The organism is Myxococcus sp. NMCA1, assembly GCF_026810205.1.
Classification (GTDB): domain Bacteria; phylum Myxococcota; class Myxococcia; order Myxococcales; family Myxococcaceae; genus Myxococcus; species Myxococcus xanthus_A.
Genome location: NZ_CP113950.1, coordinates 4,867,864 through 4,887,684 on the forward strand (window position 1 = coordinate 4,867,864; position 19,821 = coordinate 4,887,684).

Here is a 19,821-nt window from a genome sequence, read left to right on the forward strand (position 1 = left end):
CATCCCTGCCCTTCTCTCATGGCCCCACCCCTGGATCAACGAACCGGCGCCCTACCCGCCGAGTTCCCTTACCACCCACCGCCGACATTCCACCCACCCCACCGCTGAAAACGGGTGCCATGCCCGACGACGCGGGGCATCGTGCGCGCCGCATGGCGCAGACGCCCCCTACTTCAGAGGCCCGGCCCCGGCCTCCCGTGCCCGCGCTCTTCCGCGTGGCCCTGGCCCCCATCCAGGCCTTCTTCCGCCTGGAGGCGGCCAGCGGCATCCTGCTGGCCCTGTGCGCGGTGGCCGCCATGGCGTGGGCCAACTCGCCGTGGGCCGCCACCTACTCCGCGGTGTTCGACGCCCGCATGACGGTGGGGGTGGCGGGCGTCCACGCGGGCTTCACCGTCCGCGAGCTCATCAACGACGGGCTGATGACGCTGTTCTTCTTCGTCGTCGGCATGGAAATCAAGCGCGAGCTGAGCTCGGGCGAGCTGCGCACCTTCTCCCGCGCGGTGCTGCCGCTCATCGCCGCGATGGGCGGCATGATTGTCCCCGCCGCGCTCTACGCCGCCTTCAACCAGGGGACGCCCGCGCAGGCGGGCTGGGCCATCCCCATGGCCACCGACATCGCCTTCTCCATTGGCTGCCTCACGTTGGTCAGGACGCGGGTGAGCCACGGGTTGGTCGTGTTCCTCACGGCGCTGGCCATCTTCGACGACATCGGCGGCATCCTCGTCATCGCCGTGTTCTACGGCTCAGGGCTTCACGCGAGCTGGCTCGTGGGGGCGCTGGGTGTACTCGCCGTGCTGGCGTGCCTCAACCACTTCCAGGTGCGCAACGGCGTGGCGTACGCGCTGGCGGGCGCGGCGCTCTGGTACACGATGCACCACGGCGGCATCCACGCCACGCTGTCGGGTGTGGTGCTGGGCCTGTTCATGCCCGCACGCCCCCTGCGTCCGGGCCGCCACGTGCTGGAGGAGCTGCGCCTCTACGTAGACCGGGCGCTCCTGACGGCGATGGATGAGGCGACGCGGGGCGCGCAGATTCTCTACCTCGAGGAGCGCCTGGAGGAGCTGGAGCCGCCGCTCAACCGCTTCGTCCACTTGTGGCACGTGCCCGTGGCGTACGGCATCGTCCCCCTCTTCGCCCTGGCCAACTCAGGCATCTCCCTGGAGGGCATGGGCTGGGCGGACCTGCTCCGGCCGCTGCCGCTGGGCATCATCGCCGGCCTCTTCGTGGGCAAGCAGGTGGGCATCTTCCTGTTCACCTGGGGCTCGGTGAAGCTGGGCGTGGCGGACCGGCCCGGCGGTGCGACGCTGCCGCAAATCCACGGCGTGGCGGTGGTGGCGGGCATTGGCTTCACGGTGGCCCTGTTCGTGGCGGGGCTGGCCTTCCCCACCCAGCCGGAGCTGCTCACGGAGGCCAAGCTGGGCATCCTGGTGGGCTCGCTGCTTTCCGCGGTGGTGGGCTACGCACTCTTGCGCTTCGTGGCGAAGCCGGCCGTCCCGGCGTAACGTAGAGGACAGGAACGCTCGTGATTCTCCAAGACCTCAACCGCGTGCGGCAAATCACCGTCATCGCGGCGCGCCACGGCTTTGGCGAGCTGGCGGAGCGCGCGGGCCTGTGGCGCATCCTCGGCCGCAAGGAGAAGGTGGAAGTCTCGCCGGAAGCCCAGCGCGCCTCCACCGCGCGGCGCTTCCGCATGCTGCTCAACGACCTGGGCCCCACCTTCGTCAAGCTGGGCCAGGTGCTGTCCACCCGCGCCGATCTGCTGCCCGCCGAGTACATCGACGAGCTGGCCATGCTCCAGGACCACGTGGAGCCCATCTCCCTGGAGGATGTCCGCGAGCAGATTGAAGGTTCGCTCGGCGCCACCGTGGAGAGCCTCTTCGCCACCATCGACCCGGCGCCGCTGGCCGCCGCGTCCATCGCCCAGGTGCACCGCGCGGTGACGCTGGAGGGCGAAGAGGTGGTGGTGAAGGTGCAGCGGCCGGGCATCGCCGAGCGCATCGACTCCGACCTGGGCGTGCTGCGCAGCCTGGCGCGCCTGCTGGAGGCCGTGGTGGAGGAGACGGGCGTGTATACGCCCACCGGCATCGTGGATGAGTTCGACCGGGCCATCCACGAGGAGCTGGACTTCATCAACGAGGCCACCAACATCCGGGCCTTCCTGGAGAACCACCGCGAGCGGCCCTACCTCAAGATTCCGCGCGTCTACTCCGGCCTGTCCAGCCGCACGGTGCTGACCATGGAGTTCATCCGCGGCGTGAAGCTCAACCCCGCGGAGCTGAGCGAGCCCGAGCGCAAGGCCATTGCCCAGAACATCCTGGACGCCTCCTTCCGGCAGCTCTTCGAGGACGGCCTGTTCCACGGCGACCCACACCCGGGCAACCTACTGCTGCTGGAGGACCACCGGCTGGCGTTGCTGGATTTCGGCGTGGTGGGCCGGCTGTCGCGCCCCATGCAGGAGACGCTGGTCATGCTGTGCCTGGCGGTGGCGCTCAAGGACAGCGAATCCGTGGCGCGCATCCTCTACCGCGTGGGTGTGCCGGACGCGCGCGCCAACCTGGTGGGCTTCCGCAACGACATCGAGGCGCTGCTCGGCCAGCACCTGGCCACCACGCTGGGCCAGGTGGACACGCGCTCGCTGCTGAGGGACTTGCTGGACCTGGCGGTGAAGTACCGCATCCGCATCCCCAAGGAGTACGCGCTGCTCAGCCGGGCCTCCGTGTCCACGGAGGGCATGCTGCGCAGCCTGTACCCGGAGATGAACATCATCGAGGTGGCGCTGCCGTACGCCAAGGAACTGCTCGCCGGGCGCTATGACCCGATGCAGCTCCAGGGCGGACTGATGCGCACGCTGCTGCGCTTCCAGTCCATGGCGCAGGACCTGCCCACGCAGCTGTCGCAGATCCTGCTGGACATGGAGTCCGGCAAGTTCACCGTCACGGTGCGCGCGGACCAGTTCGACAAGCTGAACGAGAACCTGCGCAGCGCGGCGGTGATTGCCTTCATGGGCCTGTGCGCGTGCGGCTTCATCGTGGGCGCGTTCATCTCCTTCGCGCCCAAGCCGTGGATGTACGGCAACATACCGGTGCTCGGCGTGGTGGGCATCGCGGTGGCGGCGGCCTTCTTCGGCGCGGCCATCACCTGGTACCTCTTCGGTGGCCGGGGCCTGGGCAAGGTGCGCTTGAGCCGCTTCCTCAAGAAGCCCAAGCGCCAGTAGCCCGCCGCCTCTAGACGGGCCGGCGCCACAGGTCGGCGAGGTCCGCCGGGAGCTGCGAGGCCACGGCCGCCACCTCGTCGTCTGGAATCCGGTCCCGGATGGCGGTGAACACCACCGTCAGGACGCGCAGGGCCTGGTCCACGGGGATGCGCAGGTGGTCCGCCACGTCGGTGATGAACTCCGCGCGGTCCATGCGCTTCGCGTGGGACGGGCCCCGGTGGATGCTGCACGCCCCGAGGATGGCGCCGATGCCGCCCTTCCCCAGCGACCAGAGCAGCTTGAGGTCCTCTCCGTCGGACAGGCGCCGCGCGAGCGTGCAGAACACCGCCTCCGCGCCCTTCCGGGCATCCACCCCATTCACCTGGAATTCGCGGCTGTTGCCCAGTTCGTCCAGGAAGCCTTGGAGGTCAGCGGGCTCTTCACGCTCCTTGACCGGCGTGGCGTTGATGGGGGGTTCGGTGTGCTCCGCCATGGGGCTGCCTCCTTGCGTGCCAGTGCGGCCGTGCCGCGTGCAGTCAGCGATTGTGATGGTGGACATGGCGCGGGCACGCTTCACCCGGAGCGCGCCGTGTGCCTCGGCCTGCATCCCCAGGAGCGAGTGCCCGGTGGGAGGCACGCCACCCATTTTCCAGAGCGCCATCCCTACAAGCATGCCGAACACTATCGACCATCAGTTGTGGCCAAGCCTCATCCCTGCCGCCCGATAATGCGGCAGCAGAAAGCCACCTCTGGGGCACACGAGGAGCCCCTCGGATGGCAACTGGGGGGCATTTTTCTCTCGCGATTCGCCCAGATGGTTCTCTTTGGGCAGCTGGCAGGCCCTCGTCCTTCGGTCACATCCGCGCGCTGACCTTCCAGTAGCTACGGCGCAGCGAGCAGCGCCTCCAGGCGCCGCGCGTAGAACCCACGCGAACGCTCACCGTTGACGGTCGCCACCACCACGCCCTCTCGGTTGATGAAGACGGTGGCGGGCACGGTGGAGATGCGCAGCGGGCCCAGTACCTCCCCCTTCGCCGTGGCCACGGTCATGTGCACCCCCAGCTCGGCCGCAGTCTGGCGGTTTCGCGCCTCGCTGGGATTGAGCGAGAGCGCGAGGAAGCCGACGCCGCGCGCCTCGTACTCACTCCTCAGGGCTTCGAGCTCGGGCAACTCCCGGGCGCAGGCGTGTCAGCCTGGGGCCCACACGTTGATGACCCAGGGACGGCCCAGCAGCGCCTCCCGGTCGATGCGCTCGCCCTCCAGCGTTTCGGCCCGCAGGGTCTCCGGCACCGGCGTGCCGGGGCGGTCATAGCGGTCACACGCTCCCTGCACCAGGACGAGCGCGAGCAGGAGCGGGAAGCAAAGGAGACGGCGCATGGGCTTCTATATGCACACGGAAGCACGCCCGCGCATCTTCTTTCCGTGTGGGAGTTCCCGCTGCGAGAAGACCTGGCGGGACTCACGTTCAAGTGCCTGATGATGACGGACGAAGCTATCTCTGCGCGCTCAACACGCGCTGGAAGAACGCCACCGCCTCCGCGCGCGTACGTGCCTGCGAGGCCGCGCGCGTCCCCGGCGTGGCATCCCGGCACAGCATGGCCGCCACCTTGAAGCCCAACTCCGTGCACTCGGGCAGGAAAGTGAAGTGGGCCGCGTCGTCCAACACCACCGTCGTCGCGCCGGGCTGCAGCTTCGCCAGATGCAGGCCGTGCTGTGCATGGGGCATGAGTTCGTCCCCCTTGGCGAGCACCAGCATCACCGGCACGTCGATGTCCGCCACGTCCCGCGCCTCGTAGGTCCCCGCCATGCCGGGTGCCATGGAGATGGCGGCGCGCACTCGCGAGTCCTTGTACGACGCACGCGCCACCGCCAAGTCGATGTGGCTGTAGTCCACGTCGCGAAGCTCGTCGCAACCTGGGTGCTCGCGTGTCTCAGGTGCCGTGCAGAGGTTCGCGATTGGTGACAGGTTGAGCCGCGCGCCCGCCAACGCCAGCGCCGTGTAGCCCCCCATGGAGTGCCCCGCCGCGCCAACGCGCTCTGCGTCCACACGAGGCCCCCAGACCGCGTCCTTCAAGAGCCCATCCAGGAGGGCCGTGAAGTCCTGGGGCCGCTCCCAGCCGCGCACATAGCCCTCTGGACTCGTGTCTCCGTAGGTATTGCCAGGATGGTCCACCGACACGACGATGAAACCGTGCGCGGCCAGGTGCGCGCCAAACCAGGACATGTTGACGGCCGCGCCACCATTGCCGTGGGACAGCACCACCAGCGGCCAGCGCTCCCGGGCATCCGAGACAGGTGCGTCCTTCGCGGCGACGAAGGGCACGAAGATGGGAGACGCCGTGTGCTCCACCATGGGGGAGCCCGGCGGCGCTGGATACCAGACCACTGTCTTCAACGAACGCTGGCGGGCCGCGTCCTCGAAGGTCCGCGTCGTGAAGCCCACGGCGAATGCCGCGTCGGCGCCTTGACGAGACGTGTTCGACGAAGGCGCCTCCGGAACGGGCCGCGAGGAAGCACAGCCCCACATCATGAGGGCCACTCCGAGGCCCGCTGCCCCCAGGAACTTCGAGCGACGGTTGACGACAGAGACACTGCGACCGCGAGACGAAGGAGGGCGCATGGAAATCGACCGATGACGACCACCGGGCGCCAGGCCCGGAGCAGGTGACCTTTACCGCAGCCCCCGAGGACGACCGCCGTCAGGCCACCGCGGCGTCACGAAGACGTCCGCGATGGCCTTATCACCCAAGCGGTCAGCCGCGCCGCTCACCCATGTGCCGCCGGGCGCGGCGCATCGCCATGCTCCGGGTGCTGCGGCGGCTCGTGGGTCTCATCGTCCTTCTTGCCGAACCGCTCACCCAACCGCGTCTTCATGCGGTCCGCCACCACGTAGAAGGCGGGCACCACCAGCAGGCTGAGCACCGTGGACACGGACAATCCGCCCAGCACGGCGATGGACATGGGCGCGCGCGTCTCCGAGCCCGCGCCCAGCGCCAGCGCCGCCGGCACCGCCGCCATCATGGTCGCGGTGGACGTCATGAGAATGGGCCGCAGCCGCACCGGTCCCGCGCGCAGCATGGCCTGCATCGCGTCCGCGCCGCGCTCCCGCTCTTGCAGCGCGTAGTCCACCAGGATGATGGAGTTCTTCTTCACGATGCCCATCAGCAGCAACAGGCCAATCATGCTGAAGATGTTCAGCGTGGTGCCCGTGGCGAACAAGGCGAAGGCCGCGCCCGCCACCGACAGCGGAAGAATCGTGAGCACCGTCACCGGGTGCAGGAACGAATTGAACTGCGCGCCCAGCACCATGTAGGCCACGCCAATCCCGAGGAAGAGCGCGAAGAACAGGCTGCTCATCGAGTCGCGGAAGGCCACGCTGGCGCCACCCGCCACCACGCGCACGCCGCCGGGCAGCTCCTTCGCCAGCCGCTCCACCGTCGCCAGGGCCTCTTCCTGGTTCGAACCCGGCGCCACGTTCGCGAAGACGCTGATGGCGCGCTCACGGTCCCGCCGGGTGATGGCCTGCAGCGCGGGCCGCTCCTCCTGCGTCACCAGCGACGACAACGGCACCAGCGCGCCGCTGGCCGTCCGGACCTTCAGCGTGGAGAGGTCCTCCGGCCGGGAGCGCTGATCCGCCAGGAGCCGCATGCGCACGTCGATGCGCCGGCCGCCGGTGCTGTACTTGCCCACGCGCACGCCGCCCACCAGCGCGTTGATGGTGGTGGCCACCGACTGGATGGGAACGCCCAGGTCCGCCGCGCGGCCCCGGTCCGGGGTGATGCGCAGCTCCGGCATGCCCAGCTGGTAGTCCGTGTCCACGTCCACCACCTTGCCGCTGGCCTGGAGCTTCTCCCGCATCTCCTGGCTGGCCTCCACCAACTGCTCCCACTCCGAGCCGCGCACGCTGAACTCCACCGGGAAGCCGCGCTGCGCCGTGAAGCCGCTCTGGGACTGGTCCTGCACCACCGCGCGCAGGCCCGGGTAGCTGTTGAACTCCTTTCGGAGGATCTGCTGGAAGTCCGCCTGCGGCATGCGCTCGTCGGGCGGCTTCAAGCTGACGAACATCATGCCGGTGTTGACCGCGCCGCTGCCGAAACCGCCGACGACGGAGAAGACGCGCGTCACCTCGGGCCGGCTGCTGGCGAACTCCTCCGCGCGCAGGAACAGCCGGTTCGTCTCTTCGATGTTGCTGCCCACCGCCGTCTGCATGCGCACCAGCAGGCGGCTCTGGTCCTGGGACGGCACGAACTCACCCGGCAGCGCACGGAAGACGAAGACGCTGGAGGCCGTCAGCGCCACCGCCACGCCCAGCACCCACCACGGCCGCTTCAGGCCCCAGGCCAGGGTGCGCGCGTAGACGCGCTCCAGCTTCTCGAAGCCCCGGTCCACCCAGACGCCAATCCGGCTGCGGCCTTCACGCGACGTCTTGAGCAACTGCGCGCAGCGCGCGGGGGCCAGGGTGATGGCCTCCACGTAGGACAGCAGCACCGCCACGCACAGCGTCACGCCGAACTGGAGGAAGTACTTGCCGATGACGCCGCTCATGAAGACGACGGGCAGGAAGATGGCCACCACCGCCGCCGTCGCCGCCAGCGCGGCGAAGGTGATTTCCGCGGTGCCCTCGCGCGCGGCGCGCACCCGGTCCTTCCCCTCTTCGGAGTGCCGGTAGATGTTCTCCAGCACCATGATGGCGTCGTCCACGACGATGCCCACCGCCAGCGCCAGGCCCAGCAACGTGAAGGTGTTGAGCGTGAAGCCCAGGAAGTAGATGACCGCCACCGTCCCCAGCAGCGACATGGGGATGGCCAGCACCACGTTCATCGTGCTGGAGAGCGAGCCCAGGAACACCCAGCACACGAAGGCGGTGAGGATGCACGCGAGCATCAGCTCGAACTCGATTTCGTGGACGCTCTCCTCGATGAACTGCGTCGAGTCGAAGTTGATGCCCAGCTGCATCCCCTCCGGCAGGTCCTTCTGCATCTTGTCCAGCTCGGCCCGGATGCCCTGGGCCACCGCCACGGCGTTGGCGCCGCGCTGCTTCTTGATGCCCAGGCCCTGCGCCGGCTCGCCGTTGATGCGCGCCATGCGGCGCACGTCCTCGAAGCCGTCCTCCACCAGCGCCACGTCCTTCAGGTAGACGGGGAAGCCGCCCTGCTCGCGCACGATGATGCGCCGCAGCGTCTCCAGGTCCAGCGCCTCACCCATGACGCGGACGTTGACCTCGCGGCCCTGCGTCTCGATGCGGCCGGCGGGCAGCTCCACGTGCTCGCGCTGGAGCGCCGCGGACACGTCCGCCACCGTGAGGCCCAGCGCGTCCAGCTTCTGCGCGTCCACCCAGATGCGGACGTTGCGCTCCAGCATGCCGCCCAGCTGCACCTCGCCCACGCCCGGAATCGTCTGGAGCTTCTCCTTCACGCGGTAGCGGGCGTAGTCACTCACCACCTGCTGGCTGAAGGGCCCGGACACGCCGACCCAGAGGATGGGTTGGTCCTCCGGGTTGGACTTGGAGATGATGGGTGGATCGATGTCCAGCGGCAGCCGGCGCTGCACCTGGCTCACCTTGGTCTGCACGTCCTGGAGCGCCAGGTCCACGTTGCGCGACAGGTCCAGCTCGACGGTGATGTTGCCGCCGCCCTGGCGCGCGGTGGAGTTGATGGCCGTGACGCCCTCCACCTGCGTCACCGCTTCCTCGATGAACTCGAGGACGTCGCTCTCCACCGCTTCCGGGTTGGCGCCTTCCCACGTGACGGAGATGTTGATGGTGGGGAAGTCGACGTCCGGGAACTGGCTGATGCCAATACGCTGCGCGGCCACCAGTCCGAAGACGATGGTGGCCGCCATGATCATCCACGCCAGGACGGGCTTCTTGATGCACGCCTCGGTGATGTTCATTGCCGGGCGCCTCCGCCGCCGCTGGCGGCCTCCGGTTCCAACCGGGGCTCACCCGTGAAGGTGGGCTTGGGTCCTTCCGCCACGCGCACGTTGGCCCCGTCGCGCAGGGCCTCACCGCCGCGCACCACCAGCATCTCACCGGGCTTCACGCCGTCACGGACCTCCACGCGGCCATCCGCGGTGCGCAGGCCCAGCTCCAGCACGCGCTCACGCGCCTTGTTGCCCTCCACGACGTAGGCCAGGAAGCCGCGCTCGCTGGCGCGCACCGCCGTCTGCGGAATCACTGGACTGCCGCCGCGCGTGTCCACGGGCACCGCCACCGTGGCGAAGGCGCCCGGACGGAGCCGCTCGGCGTCCTCACCGGTGACTTCCGCCGTCACCGGCACCATGCGGCTGGCATCATCCGCGGCGGCGGCCACGTGTGTGATCTTCGCCGTGAAAGAGCCACCACCCGCGGCCTGGACGGAGAAGCGCGCCGTCATGCCGGGCTGGATGCGGGACACGTCCGCCGCCGGAACAGTGAAGCGCAGCAGCAACGGCTCGCGCCGCAGCAACGTGGCCAGCACGATGCCGGGCTGCACGTACTGGCCCGTCTGCACCGTGCGCGTCTGGAGCACGCCGTCCATGGGCGCGCGCACATAGGCGTCACGCTGGTTGAGCTGCGCCTGGTCCAGCAGCGCCTTCGCCGCCGCCACGTCCGCCTCCGCCGTGCGCGCGCGGGCCTCGAAGGTCTCCAACTGCTCGGCGGGCAGCAGACCGGGGCTGACCTCGTTCACCGCGGTGCGGCGCTTCGCACCAGCCTCCGCCTCCACCAGCGTGGCGCGGGCCCGCGCCAGCGTGGCCTCCGCGGACCGCACGGCGATGGCGTAGCGGGCGGGCTCGATCTCCGCGAGCACCGCGCCCTTCTTCACCGACTGCCCTTCCGCGAAGAGCACCCGCTCCACGGCGCCCGGCACGCGGGCGGTGATCTGCACCCGCTCGAAGGCCTCCACGGAGCCCACCGCGTCTACCACGTACTCCACGTCCCGCGACTCCACCGGAGCCACCTCGACGGGGAACTGGATGGCTGCTCGGCCGCCACCTGCCGGCGCTGCTCCGCCTTGGGCGCTTTGCGCGTCCTTCTTGCAGCCAACCCCCAGGGCCAGCGCGGCCACGGCCAGACCCAACGTTCCTGCGCGTCGCATTTCCTTCACGGTTCCTTCCCCAATGGGTCGAGTCCGACTGCCGCCCGCAGCCCCAGCAGCGCCACGCCCAGCGCGAACCGGCTCTGGGCATACGCCACCTCCGCCTCGAACTGCCGCAGCGAGGCGTCCGCCACCGTCAGCGCCGTGGACAAGCCCTGACGGTAGAGAATCCCCTGCTCCTCCGCATTCTGCCGGGCCGTGCGGACCGCCAGGTCGCTCTGTGCCAGGGCGGCCTGAGCATTCTCCAGCGCCACCCTCGCCTGCTCGATATCCACGTCCACCCGGCGCGTGGTGGCCTGGACCTGGAGCTCCGCCGCCCTTGCCAGGGCCACGCGCTCGCGGCGTTCGGCATAGCGCTCGCCGCCGTCGAAAAAGTTCCAGATGAGGTTGACGCCCAGGAAGCCGTCACCCGTGCGGCCCGCGAGTCCGGCCTCGTTCGTGAGGCGGTAGGTGGCGGACGCACCCAGCGTGGGAAGCAGCCGGGCGAGCGGTTCCTTGGCGCTCTCCTCCAGCGCGTCCACCCGCAGCCGCGCGGCCAGGATGTCCGGCCGGCGGTCCAGGGCCCCATCCGACAGGGAGGCGTGAGCCTGCAGCGGCCGGCTGGCGTCCGACAGCAGCGCGTCCGGAGAGGCCAGCGTGCCCTTCACCGAGGACACCAGCAGGAAGCCCAGCTCCAGGCGCGTGGTCTGCGCGGCGTTGCGCGCGTTGGACATCTGCACCTCGGCGCTGGCCGCCTCCAGCTCCGCGCGCGTCACATCGTTGCTGCTGGCCAACCCCGCCTTGGCGCGGGCCGACGCGTCCTGAAGTGACTGGCGGGCGAACGCGAGGCGCTGCTCGGCGGCGCGGTACACCTGCTCCTGGGCCAGGGTGGCGAGGAAGGCGTTGGCGGCCTCGAAGCCAATCTGCCGGCGCGCCTCCACGGCCTCCAGCTCCGCCGCGTCGCCGTCCCTCCGCGCCGCGCGGTACAGGAAGATGCCGCGCGCGTCGAACAGCGGCATGGAGGCGACGAAGTTGGCGTTGAAGGCGTTGTTGCGCTGGATGACCACCGTCTGGCCACCCACTTCGCGCGTCACTTCATACAGACGCCGGGTATAGATGCCCGTTCCCGTCAGCTCTGGGAAGAAGAAGGCCCGGGCCCGAGCCAGCCGGGCCCGTGCGGCCTCGGATTGCTGCTCGGCGGCCAGCGCCACCTCGTTACGCTTCGCGGCAAGTTGCACCGCCTCTTCCAGCGTCAGCGGACCACCTGCCGTGGACAGGGCTTCCGCGGGCGGAGGACTTGCTGGGGCATCCTTCGCGGATTCGGAGGCGGCGGGTGCGCCCCCCTCGGTCGCGGGCTGCTGCCCCGAAGCACTGGACGCGGTCAGGGCGAGCCAGGCGCAGAGGGGCACGGTGATGGCGTGACGGGGTCTATGCATGAACGGGCGGGGAAGGCTCGGGCGTCGGGGGGGCGGCGCGCCATATAAACGGAGGTAGAGAGAAGGGGCTATGACGATTCGGCGTCTGGACGCTGGCCTGCGCGACGGACTATGGGTGGCGTCGGGTTCTCCTGGGTTCCGTAGCTCACTGTAGAAAGATTGCGGGCGCCACCAAGCGCCCGGGAATGCTCGGCCGATGCGTTTATTCCTGATGGGTTGCGTTCTCGCGGTGGTGTTTTCCGTTTCCGGATGCCGGAAGCAGGAAGACCCGCCCAATGCCGGGGCCGTCCGCGTTCTCGTCTCGTATGCGACGTTTCGCCCGGGCTGTCTCACGCTGACCGTCACGGATGTGGACGAACCCAGCCGCACCGAGACCGCCGACATCCGGATGGAGCCTTCTGCTCGCAGCGACGTGCGGACGGTGGCCATCCTGGGCCGGGAGGGCTGGAGCCGGAACCTGCGGCTCACCGCGACCGCCAACGAGCGCTCCTGCAACGGGCCCGTGGTGGCACGGCACGAGGTCACCACGCAGGTGCCCACGGTGGGCACCGCGACCGTGGAGCTCGACCTGCGCGCCCTGGACCTGGATGACGACGGCTACGTCACCAGCGAGGGCGCCTTCCCTGGCTCGGATTGCAACGACGACGACCCGGCCATCCACCCCGGCGCGACGGAGCTGTGCGACGGCGTGGACAACAACTGCGTCAACGGCGAAGCGGATGCCCCCGGCGGCGCGACCTACTACCGCGACGCGGACGGTGATGGTTTCGGCGACGCGTCCGCCCTGCCCAACCTCTCCTGCACGCCTCCCGCGGGCTATGTCCTGGAGGCCGGTGACTGCAACGATCGGGACCCCAACATCCACCCCAGGCAGGCCGAGCTGGTCTGCGACGGCAAGGACGACAACTGCGATGGGTACATCGACAACGACCCGTTCGATGTGGGCACGCAGTGCCAGACCGAGCAGAACTGCGCCGGGTCCAAGCAGTGCGCGAGCGCCGCGCTAACGGCCTGCGTCAGCAGCGAGACGCCGCGGGAGTGGTTCGTGGACGAGGACGGTGATGGCCGGGCGGGAACCTCCGTGGGGCTCTGGTGCGCCAACCCGCCGCAGGACGCCGTGGAGGACAACACGGACTGTGATGAGAGCTCGCGCTTCGTGTCGAACACGGCCCCCGAGGTGTGCGACCGGCTGGACAACGACTGTGACGGACAGGTGGACGAAGACCTGGCGGGCTGCGACACCGTGGCCTGGACGACGACGAACGCGACGCCCGCCTCGATTGTCTGGGACACGGTGGCTGCGTACCCCGGCAACAAGGGCTGGCTCGCCGGACGCGACGGCCACGTCGCCCACGTTGATGGCGGGACGCTCACCCCCGTGGCGAACTGCCCGGGCCAGTGGAAGTCCTCCTGGGTGACGAACAGCGGCCGCGTGTTCCTGGGCAACAGCGCGGGCAAGTTCACCACCCGGCTTCCGTCCGACACCAGCGCGTGTGTCGACGTGGATGGCCCCGGGAGCGCCAGCATCAACGGGATGGTGGGCTTCGAAAGCGGCAACCGCGTGGCGCTGTACGCGGTGGACAGCCAGGGCCGCATCCTCCTCTGGAACTACGAGGAGGGCGCCCCCACCCAGGCGGCCCCCGAGGAGCTCACGCGGCTCAACGACAACCTCAAGTCCATTGACGGTACCAGCCCCCGGACGCTGTTCGCCGCGGGCGCCGAGACGCAGGGTGGCACCAACCACCCCGTGGTCTGGCGCGGCCCCACGGAGGACGGTGGCGCCTGGCAGAAGGAAGCCCTGGGCAACGTCGGGACGACCGGATTCCTCTACGGCATCCAGGTGCTCTCACCGAGCCATGTCTACGCCGTGGGCGACAGCGGGCTCTTCCTGGAGCGCGCGGGCACGACGTGGAGCGTGAAGCCCGCCATCACCCTGCCAACCCAGACCCCGGCGGACATCCGCGGACTGGTGGCCTTCGGCGGCAAGGCCATCTACGCCGTGAGCTCCGGAACGAACAACATCCACTTCTTCAATGGCACCAGCTGGAGCACCGCCTTCACGCCGTCCAGCCCCATGAACGCGCTGAGCGGAACCGGCCCGGCGGACGTCTGGGTGGCGGGCTCCGGCGGCGCGCTCGTGCGCTGGCGGCCCTGAGGCGGCGGGCGGACACCATGGACCTGCGCGCGGACGGCCTCACGGTACGGTACGGAGCGAGGCAGGTCCTGTCCGGCGTGAGCTGCGCGTTGCCGCCCGGGACGCAGGCACTGGTCCTGGGGCGCTCGGGCGCGGGGAAGACGACGCTGGTGAAGGCCCTGGCCGGCCTGGTGCGGCCCACTGAAGGCCGTGTGTTGTGGGATGGGCAGGAAGCGGCGCGTCTGACGGCCGCCGAGCGGCGCGAGCAGCAGGCGTCGTTCGGCATGGTGTTCCAGACGGATGCCCTGTTCGACTCGATGACGGTGCTGGAGAACGTCATGGCGCCACTCACCCGCCGCCACGTCCCGGAGGCCGAGGCCCGGGCCCGCGCCAGTGACGTGCTGCGGGCGGTAGGGCTCGCGGACGCGGCGGACACGCTGCCGGAGCGTCTGTCTGGCGGCATGAAGAAGCGCGCGGGAATCGCGCGGGCCCTGGCGGCGCGTCCGTCGGTGGTGCTGGCGGATGACCCGTTCGCGGGGTTGGATCCGGGCACGGCGCGGCAGGTGGCCCGGGTGCTCCTGGACGTGTCCCAGGGTGGCACGCTGCTGGTCGTGGCGACGGAGGCTCCGATGGACCTGCCCCTGCCCCGCTGGCTGTACCTGCGGAGTGGCCGGCTGGTTCATGACGGGCCACCCGCGCCCGAGTTGGAGGATGCACCGGACGAGGTGCCGGCGTGACGCGAAGTGCGCGAGCACATCAAGGTGTCACGACGCGCCACCAGGAGGGCGCGGACACAGCCGTGCCGCTGCCGAGCCTGCACCAGGACGAGGTGCCGCCATGGCGCTCCTGACGAGGCTCGGACGAACGGCGCTGGACGCGCTCCGCGGAACTGGCGCGCTGGGCCTGGTCGTGGGCCGCACGGTGCTGGCGCTGCCGAAGCTGGAGCGCCGTGAGCTGGGCCGTGCGCTGGTGCAATTCGGCTACGGCTCCCTGCCGCTCGCCCTGGCCACGGCGGCGCTGGCCGGCATCATCGTGGTGCTGCAGTCGGGCATCTACGTCCAGCGCTTCGGCGCGCGGGCCTTCCTCGGCTGGGCGGCGGGTTACGGCGTGCTGTGGGAGTTCGGCCCGCTGCTGCTGGGCCTCATCATGTCGGCGCGGCTCGGCGCGCGAAACGCGGCGGAGCTGGCGCTGATGCAGGTGGGCGGACAGATTGAAGGGCTGAGGGGCATCGGCCTGGACCCCTTCGCCATCCTCGTCGCGCCTCGCGTGGTGGCCATGGAGGTCAGCATGCTGGCGCTCAGCGGCGTCACCTTCGCGGTGGCCATCCTCTTCGAGTCCGTGGCCGCCCTGCTCGCCCTGGGCCTTCCGGTGCGCGTCTTCTTCGGCACCTTCTCCCAGCTTCTGGGGCCGCTCGACCTCCTGGGCGGCGTGGTGAAGACGGGCATCTTCGGCCTGGCCATCGCCCTGCTGTCCACCACCGTGGGCCTGTCCGCTCGAGGCGGCGCACACGCCGTGGGCCAGGCGGCGGCCAACGCGGTGGTGCGCAGCTGCGCGGCCATCTTCGTCCTCGACTTCGCCCTCACGTCCTTGCTCGCGGGGTGGATGGGATGAGCGGCGTGCTGTCGTTCTTCGGAGCGCCGGTGGTGATGCTGGCGCGCACGGTGCGGGCCTCCACCCGGGACGGCGTGCCCTGGCGCGAGTCCCTGGCACAGCTCCACGAACTGGGCGGGCGCAGCGTGTGGCTGGTGATGTCCGGCATGGCCTTCTTCGGCGCGGTGCTCGTCACCATCGCCAACAGCCAGGCACGGCGCTTCGTGGGCAACGTGGCGGTGCTGGGGCCCGCGTACTTCGAGCTGCTCATCCGCGAGCTGGGCCCGGCCGTGTCCGCGCTGCTCACGGCCTCACGCGCGGGCGCGGCTCACGCGGCCGAGCTGTCCACCATGAGCGTCAACGAACAGGTGGAGGCCCTGGAGATGTCCGCGGGCGACCCCTACGCGGACCTCGTCGCGCCCCGGGTGATTGCGGGCGTACTGGGCGTGCCCCTGCTGTGCACCCTGGGCACCATCGCGGCCACGCTGTCCGCGGCGGCGGTGGCGCAGTTCGCCTTCGGCGTGGACGGGCGGGCCTTCATGGACCCGCGCTACGTGGACGGGTGGGACTTGCTGGCCGCGTTCCTGAAGGCCGCGGGCTGCGGGCTCTACATTCCGTTGGCGGCGGCGGTGGCGGGCCTCAAGGCGCGCGGCGGCGCCGAGGCCGTGGGCGAGGCCACCACCGACGGCGTGGTGGCGGCGAGCCTGGGGTGCCTGCTCATCGACCTCGCCGTGTCGCTGGCCTTCCAGCTGCTGCGCCTGTGAGCGAGCCCCGCGCATGACGCCCCTTCCCGACAGCGAGGCCCTGCGATTCCGGGACGTGCACGTCGCGTTCGACGAGGGACGCCGGCGCGTGCTCGCGGGGCTCACGGCGGAGGTGTCCACGAAGGAGCTGACGTTCATCGCGGGCGCCAGTGGCACCGGGAAGAGCGTGCTGTGCCGGCTGGCGGTGGGGCTGCTGCGCCCGGACGCGGGCGAAGTGGTGCTGTGGGGGGAACGCGTGGACTCCAGACCCGAGCGCGAGCTGGTGCCGCTGCGCCGACAGGCCCCCTACCTGGTGCAGGGCCCGGCGCTGTTGGATTGGCGCACGCTCCGGCAGAACGTATGGCTGGCGGACCCGGCGGCGTCCGTGGACGACGTGGACGCCGCGCTGGCGCAGGTGGGGCTTCTGGACTGGGCGGACCGGCTGCCACCGGAGCTGGGGCCCGGAGCGAAGAAACGAACGGCCATCGCCCGGGCGTTGGTGCTCAAGCCGCGTTATCTCCTCTTCGACGAGCCGACGACGGGCCTCGACCGGAAGGCGGCGGGCCAGGTGGAGGAGGCGCTCGCATCGCTGAAGGCGCGGGGCCTGGGGGGAATGGTGGTGTCCCACGATTACCGGCAGCTGAAGGCGCTGGCGGACCGGGTGCTGGTGGTGGCGAACAAGCAGTGTGCCTACCTGGGCACGCCGAAGGGCTTCCTGGAGTCCTCCGCGCCCGAGCTGCGAGTACTGACAGCGCCATTCATGGAGGGCGCGACGGATGGATGAGCGACGGCTGGAGCTGAAGGTGGGCGCCCTGGTGCTGGCCGCCATCGTGGGCGTGCTGTTGTTGCTGTGGCTGATGGGCGAATTGAAGCTGGGCTCGGAGACGGGGCTGGCCGTGGACTTCGGCCACACGGGGAACGTGGTGGAGGGCGCCCCCGTGAAGCTGGGCGGCGTGCAGGTGGGGCGCGTGCAGGACATCCAGCTCCAGCCCGAGCGGCGGGACGCGCAGGGACGCCCGCTGCCCGTACGGATGGAGCTCGCGGTGGCACCGGAGGCCGTGGGCGCGCTGCGCAAGGACGCGCGCGTGACGGTGGCCACGGTGGGCATCCTGGGAGAGCCCTACCTGGAGCTGAACCCGGGCTCGGCGCCGGAGCGGCTGCCCGCGGGCACGGCCGTGCGGGGAACGGACGCGCCCCGGCTGGACGTCCTGGCCGAGCAGCTCACCCGCTTCGTGGACCTGCTGTCCCAGATGCTGGAGGAGGACCCGGAGGCCATCCGCGGCCTCGCGGCGAACGTGTCCCGGCTGGCACGGACGCTGGACCAGCTCCTGACGGAGAACCGGGGCGACGTGAAGGTGCTGGCGTCCGAGCTGGCGGCGGCCTCAAAGGATTTGCGCCAGCTCGCGGGCCTGGCGCGCGAGGCCTTCCAGCCTGGAGGCAAGGGCGCGCGGCTGCTGGACGATGCCTCGGCGGCGGCGGCCGTCGTTCGTCGCGACCTGCCGGGGCTGACGAAGTCCGCCGGGACGACGTTGGACGGACTGGCGGCCGTGACGGGCCCGCTGGGGCCCGAGGACGGCGCGCGGGTCAAGGTCGCGCTGGAGCGGCTCACCTCTGCCTCGGGCCAACTGGAGAGCATCGCGGCCCGCGCGGACCGGGTGCTGGCGAAGCTCGAGGCCGGCGAGGGCACCGCGGGTGCGGTGCTCCAGGACGGCACGCTCTACGAAGAGCTGCGCATGCTGGTGACGGACCTCCGAAAACACCCGTGGAAGGTGCTCTGGAAGGACTGAGGCCGGGGCGTCGGGCACCTATCAGGACGCAGCGTGAAGACGCGGAAACACGGGCCCAACTGTTCAGGGTGTGGCCTCCCCCCCCATTCTGAGAGCGCACCGAACCACTGCTGGTGGTACAAGCCCGAGCCGTGAAAGCCCCCCAGCCCCCCGCCCCCGTCGAGGCCACCTTCGATTCCCTGGGCTTGAAGCCCGCGCTCGTCGAGGCGCTCAGCGCGCTCGGCTACGAGGAGCCCACCCCCATCCAGGCCGCCGCCCTCCCGCCACTGCTCGCGGGGAAGGACCTGCTCGGCATCGCCGCCACCGGCACCGGCAAGACAGCCGCCTTCGCCCTGCCCCTGCTCAACCACGTGGAGCCCGGCGCGTGCCGGCCCAACACCACGTCCGCGCTGGTGCTGGTCCCCACGCGCGAGCTGGCCATGCAGGTCTCCGAGGCCATCCACCGCTACGGCCAGAAGCTCGGCATCTCCGTGCTGCCCCTGTACGGCGGGCAGGTCATCGGCCAGCAGCTCCGCGTCCTCAAGCGCGGCGTGGACGTCGTCGTCGCCACGCCGGGCCGCGCGCTGGACCACCTGCGCCGAGGCACGTTGCAGCTCGATGACGTGCGCGTCGTCGTGCTCGACGAGGCCGACGAGATGCTCGACATGGGCTTCGCCGAGGACCTGGAGGCCATCCTCTCCGGCACGCCCGAGGACCGGCAGACGGCCCTCTTCTCCGCCACGCTCCCGCCGCGCATCGCCAGCATCGCCGAGCGTCACCTGCACGAGCCCGTGCGCGTGAAGATTGCCCGCGAGAAGGTGGAACAGGGGGAGATTCCCCGCGTCCGGCAGACGGCCTACGTCGTGCCGCGCGCCTTCAAGATCGCCACCCTGGGCCGCCTGCTCGACGTGGAGTCGCCCACCGCGGCCATCATCTTCTGCCGCACACGGACGGAGGTGGACGACCTCACCGTCTCCCTCAACGGCCGCGGCTGGCGCGCCCACGCCCTGCACGGCGGCATGACGCAGGAGCAGCGAGACCGCGTCATCAAGCAGCTCAAGTCCCAGGGCACCGACCTGCTCGTGGCCACCGACGTCGCGGCGCGCGGCCTGGACATCCCCCGCCTGTCCCACGTGGTGAACTTCGACGTCCCCAACGCGCCCGAGGCCTACGTGCACCGCATCGGCCGCACGGGCCGCGCCGGCCGCGAGGGCGTGGCCATCACCCTGGTGGAGCCCCGCGAGCACCGGCTGCTGCGGAACATCGAGCGCGTCACCGGCCAGCGCATCGAAGTGTCCACCGTGCCCACCGTCGCGGACATGCGCGAGAAGCGGCAGGAGATGCTGCGCGCATCCCTGCGCGAGACGCTGGTGGCCGGTGAGTACGACTCCCTCCGCAACGTGGTGGAGAGCCTGGCCAGCGAGTTCGACGCCATGGACATCGCCGCCGCCGCTGTGAAGCTCCTCCATGAGGCCCAGGACGAGGGCCGCGACACGGAGGAGACGGAGATCCCCGTCGTCGCGCCGCCGCAGGAGCGCCGTGAGCGCACGGGCGGCAAGTTCGGAGCGCCCGCGGGGCGTCCAGCAGGCCGCCCGGAGCGCGGCCCGAAGGCCCGCGGTGGCCCGCCGACGTGGGACGTCACCCGCCTGTGGATTGGCGCCGGCCGTCACGCCGGCGTACGCCCCGCCGACCTGGTGGGCGCCATCGCCGGGGAGGCGGGCGTCGAGTCCTCCAAGATTGGCGCCATCCAGATTGGCGACGCCTTCTCCCTGGTGGAGGTGCCGGAGTCCGACGCCAACCGCATCATCGCCGCGCTGAAGAACGCCACCCTGCGCGGCAAGAAGGTGCTGGTCCGGAAGGATCGGACCTGACCTTCCGGCTCGGGGGGAAGTGCCCGCCTCGTG

The 19,821-nt window shown here is 70.5% G+C and carries 15 protein-coding genes; 9 read left to right on the forward strand and 6 right to left on the reverse strand.

All coding sequences use genetic code 11. The features are described 5' to 3' along the window. Nucleotides 1–152: 152 nt before the first annotated feature. Both nhaA and OZ403_RS20240 read left to right on the forward strand, forming a co-directional pair. Nucleotides 153–1,502 carry a Na+/H+ antiporter NhaA gene (nhaA, locus tag OZ403_RS20235; protein ID WP_140796516.1) on the forward strand — a complete coding sequence of 450 codons (1,350 nt, stop codon included), beginning with the start codon at nt 153–155 and terminating at the stop codon, nt 1,500–1,502. Between the two features lie 20 nt (nt 1,503–1,522). Beyond that, nucleotides 1,523–3,214, forward strand: a complete 1,692-nt coding sequence (locus OZ403_RS20240; protein WP_140792117.1) for an ABC1 kinase family protein — start codon at nt 1,523–1,525, stop codon at nt 3,212–3,214. 10 nt (nt 3,215–3,224) lie between these two features. Here OZ403_RS20240 and OZ403_RS20245 read toward each other — a convergent pair whose 3' ends face one another. From OZ403_RS20245 to OZ403_RS20270, 6 genes are all read right to left on the reverse strand, one after another. Beyond that, nucleotides 3,225–3,686, reverse strand: coding sequence for a DUF2267 domain-containing protein (locus OZ403_RS20245; protein ID WP_268781503.1), 462 nt, complete (start codon nt 3,684–3,686; stop codon nt 3,225–3,227). A gap of 389 nt (nt 3,687–4,075) precedes the next feature. Further along, nucleotides 4,076–4,570 carry a TlpA family protein disulfide reductase gene (locus OZ403_RS20250; RefSeq protein ID WP_140792121.1) on the reverse strand — a complete coding sequence of 165 codons (495 nt, stop codon included), beginning with the start codon at nt 4,568–4,570 and terminating at the stop codon, nt 4,076–4,078. A 115-nt stretch (nt 4,571–4,685) separates the two neighbouring features. Beyond that, the gene (locus OZ403_RS20255) at nt 4,686–5,723 is read right to left on the reverse strand and encodes an alpha/beta hydrolase family protein (RefSeq protein WP_268781504.1); all 1,038 of its coding nucleotides are present in this window, start codon (nt 5,721–5,723) and stop codon (nt 4,686–4,688) included. A gap of 236 nt (nt 5,724–5,959) precedes the next feature. Then, nucleotides 5,960–9,085 carry an efflux RND transporter permease subunit gene (locus tag OZ403_RS20260; protein ID WP_140798580.1) on the reverse strand — a complete coding sequence of 1,042 codons (3,126 nt, stop codon included), beginning with the start codon at nt 9,083–9,085 and terminating at the stop codon, nt 5,960–5,962. Then, complete coding sequence (locus tag OZ403_RS20265; RefSeq protein WP_268781505.1) at nt 9,082–10,269, reverse strand: efflux RND transporter periplasmic adaptor subunit; 1,188 nt, start codon at nt 10,267–10,269, stop codon at nt 9,082–9,084. The genes OZ403_RS20260 and OZ403_RS20265 overlap by 4 nt, the downstream gene beginning before the upstream one ends. Nucleotides 10,270–10,274: 5 nt before the next feature. After that, nucleotides 10,275–11,684 (reverse strand): TolC family protein, encoded by a 1,410-nt coding sequence (locus tag OZ403_RS20270; protein ID WP_140792127.1) that lies wholly within the window; start codon nt 11,682–11,684, stop codon nt 10,275–10,277. A gap of 211 nt (nt 11,685–11,895) precedes the next feature. On the opposite strand from OZ403_RS20270, the gene OZ403_RS20275 reads away from it, so the two are divergent. From OZ403_RS20275 to OZ403_RS20305, 7 genes are all read left to right on the forward strand, one after another. Further along, nucleotides 11,896–13,839, forward strand: coding sequence for a putative metal-binding motif-containing protein (locus OZ403_RS20275; RefSeq protein WP_268781506.1), 1,944 nt, complete (start codon nt 11,896–11,898; stop codon nt 13,837–13,839). Between the two features lie 17 nt (nt 13,840–13,856). Continuing rightward, entirely contained in the window at nt 13,857–14,555 is a 699-nt protein-coding gene (locus tag OZ403_RS20280; protein WP_140855176.1) for an ABC transporter ATP-binding protein, read from the forward strand. 100 nt (nt 14,556–14,655) lie between these two features. Continuing rightward, complete coding sequence (locus OZ403_RS20285) at nt 14,656–15,429, forward strand: MlaE family ABC transporter permease (protein ID WP_011553919.1); 774 nt, start codon at nt 14,656–14,658, stop codon at nt 15,427–15,429. Next, on the forward strand, nt 15,426–16,172 hold the full coding sequence (locus tag OZ403_RS20290; protein WP_140792133.1) for an MlaE family ABC transporter permease: 747 nt from the start codon (nt 15,426–15,428) through the stop codon (nt 16,170–16,172). Before OZ403_RS20285 ends, OZ403_RS20290 begins: the two co-directional genes overlap by 4 nt. Nucleotides 16,173–16,185: 13 nt before the next feature. Continuing rightward, on the forward strand, nt 16,186–16,935 hold the full coding sequence (locus OZ403_RS20295) for an ABC transporter ATP-binding protein (protein WP_020478098.1): 750 nt from the start codon (nt 16,186–16,188) through the stop codon (nt 16,933–16,935). Next, complete coding sequence (locus OZ403_RS20300; protein WP_140792137.1) at nt 16,928–17,938, forward strand: MlaD family protein; 1,011 nt, start codon at nt 16,928–16,930, stop codon at nt 17,936–17,938. Before OZ403_RS20295 ends, OZ403_RS20300 begins: the two co-directional genes overlap by 8 nt. 131 nt (nt 17,939–18,069) lie before the next feature. After that, nucleotides 18,070–19,788, forward strand: coding sequence for a DEAD/DEAH box helicase (locus OZ403_RS20305; protein ID WP_140855185.1), 1,719 nt, complete (start codon nt 18,070–18,072; stop codon nt 19,786–19,788). The last annotated feature ends 33 nt before the right edge of the window (nt 19,789–19,821 follow it).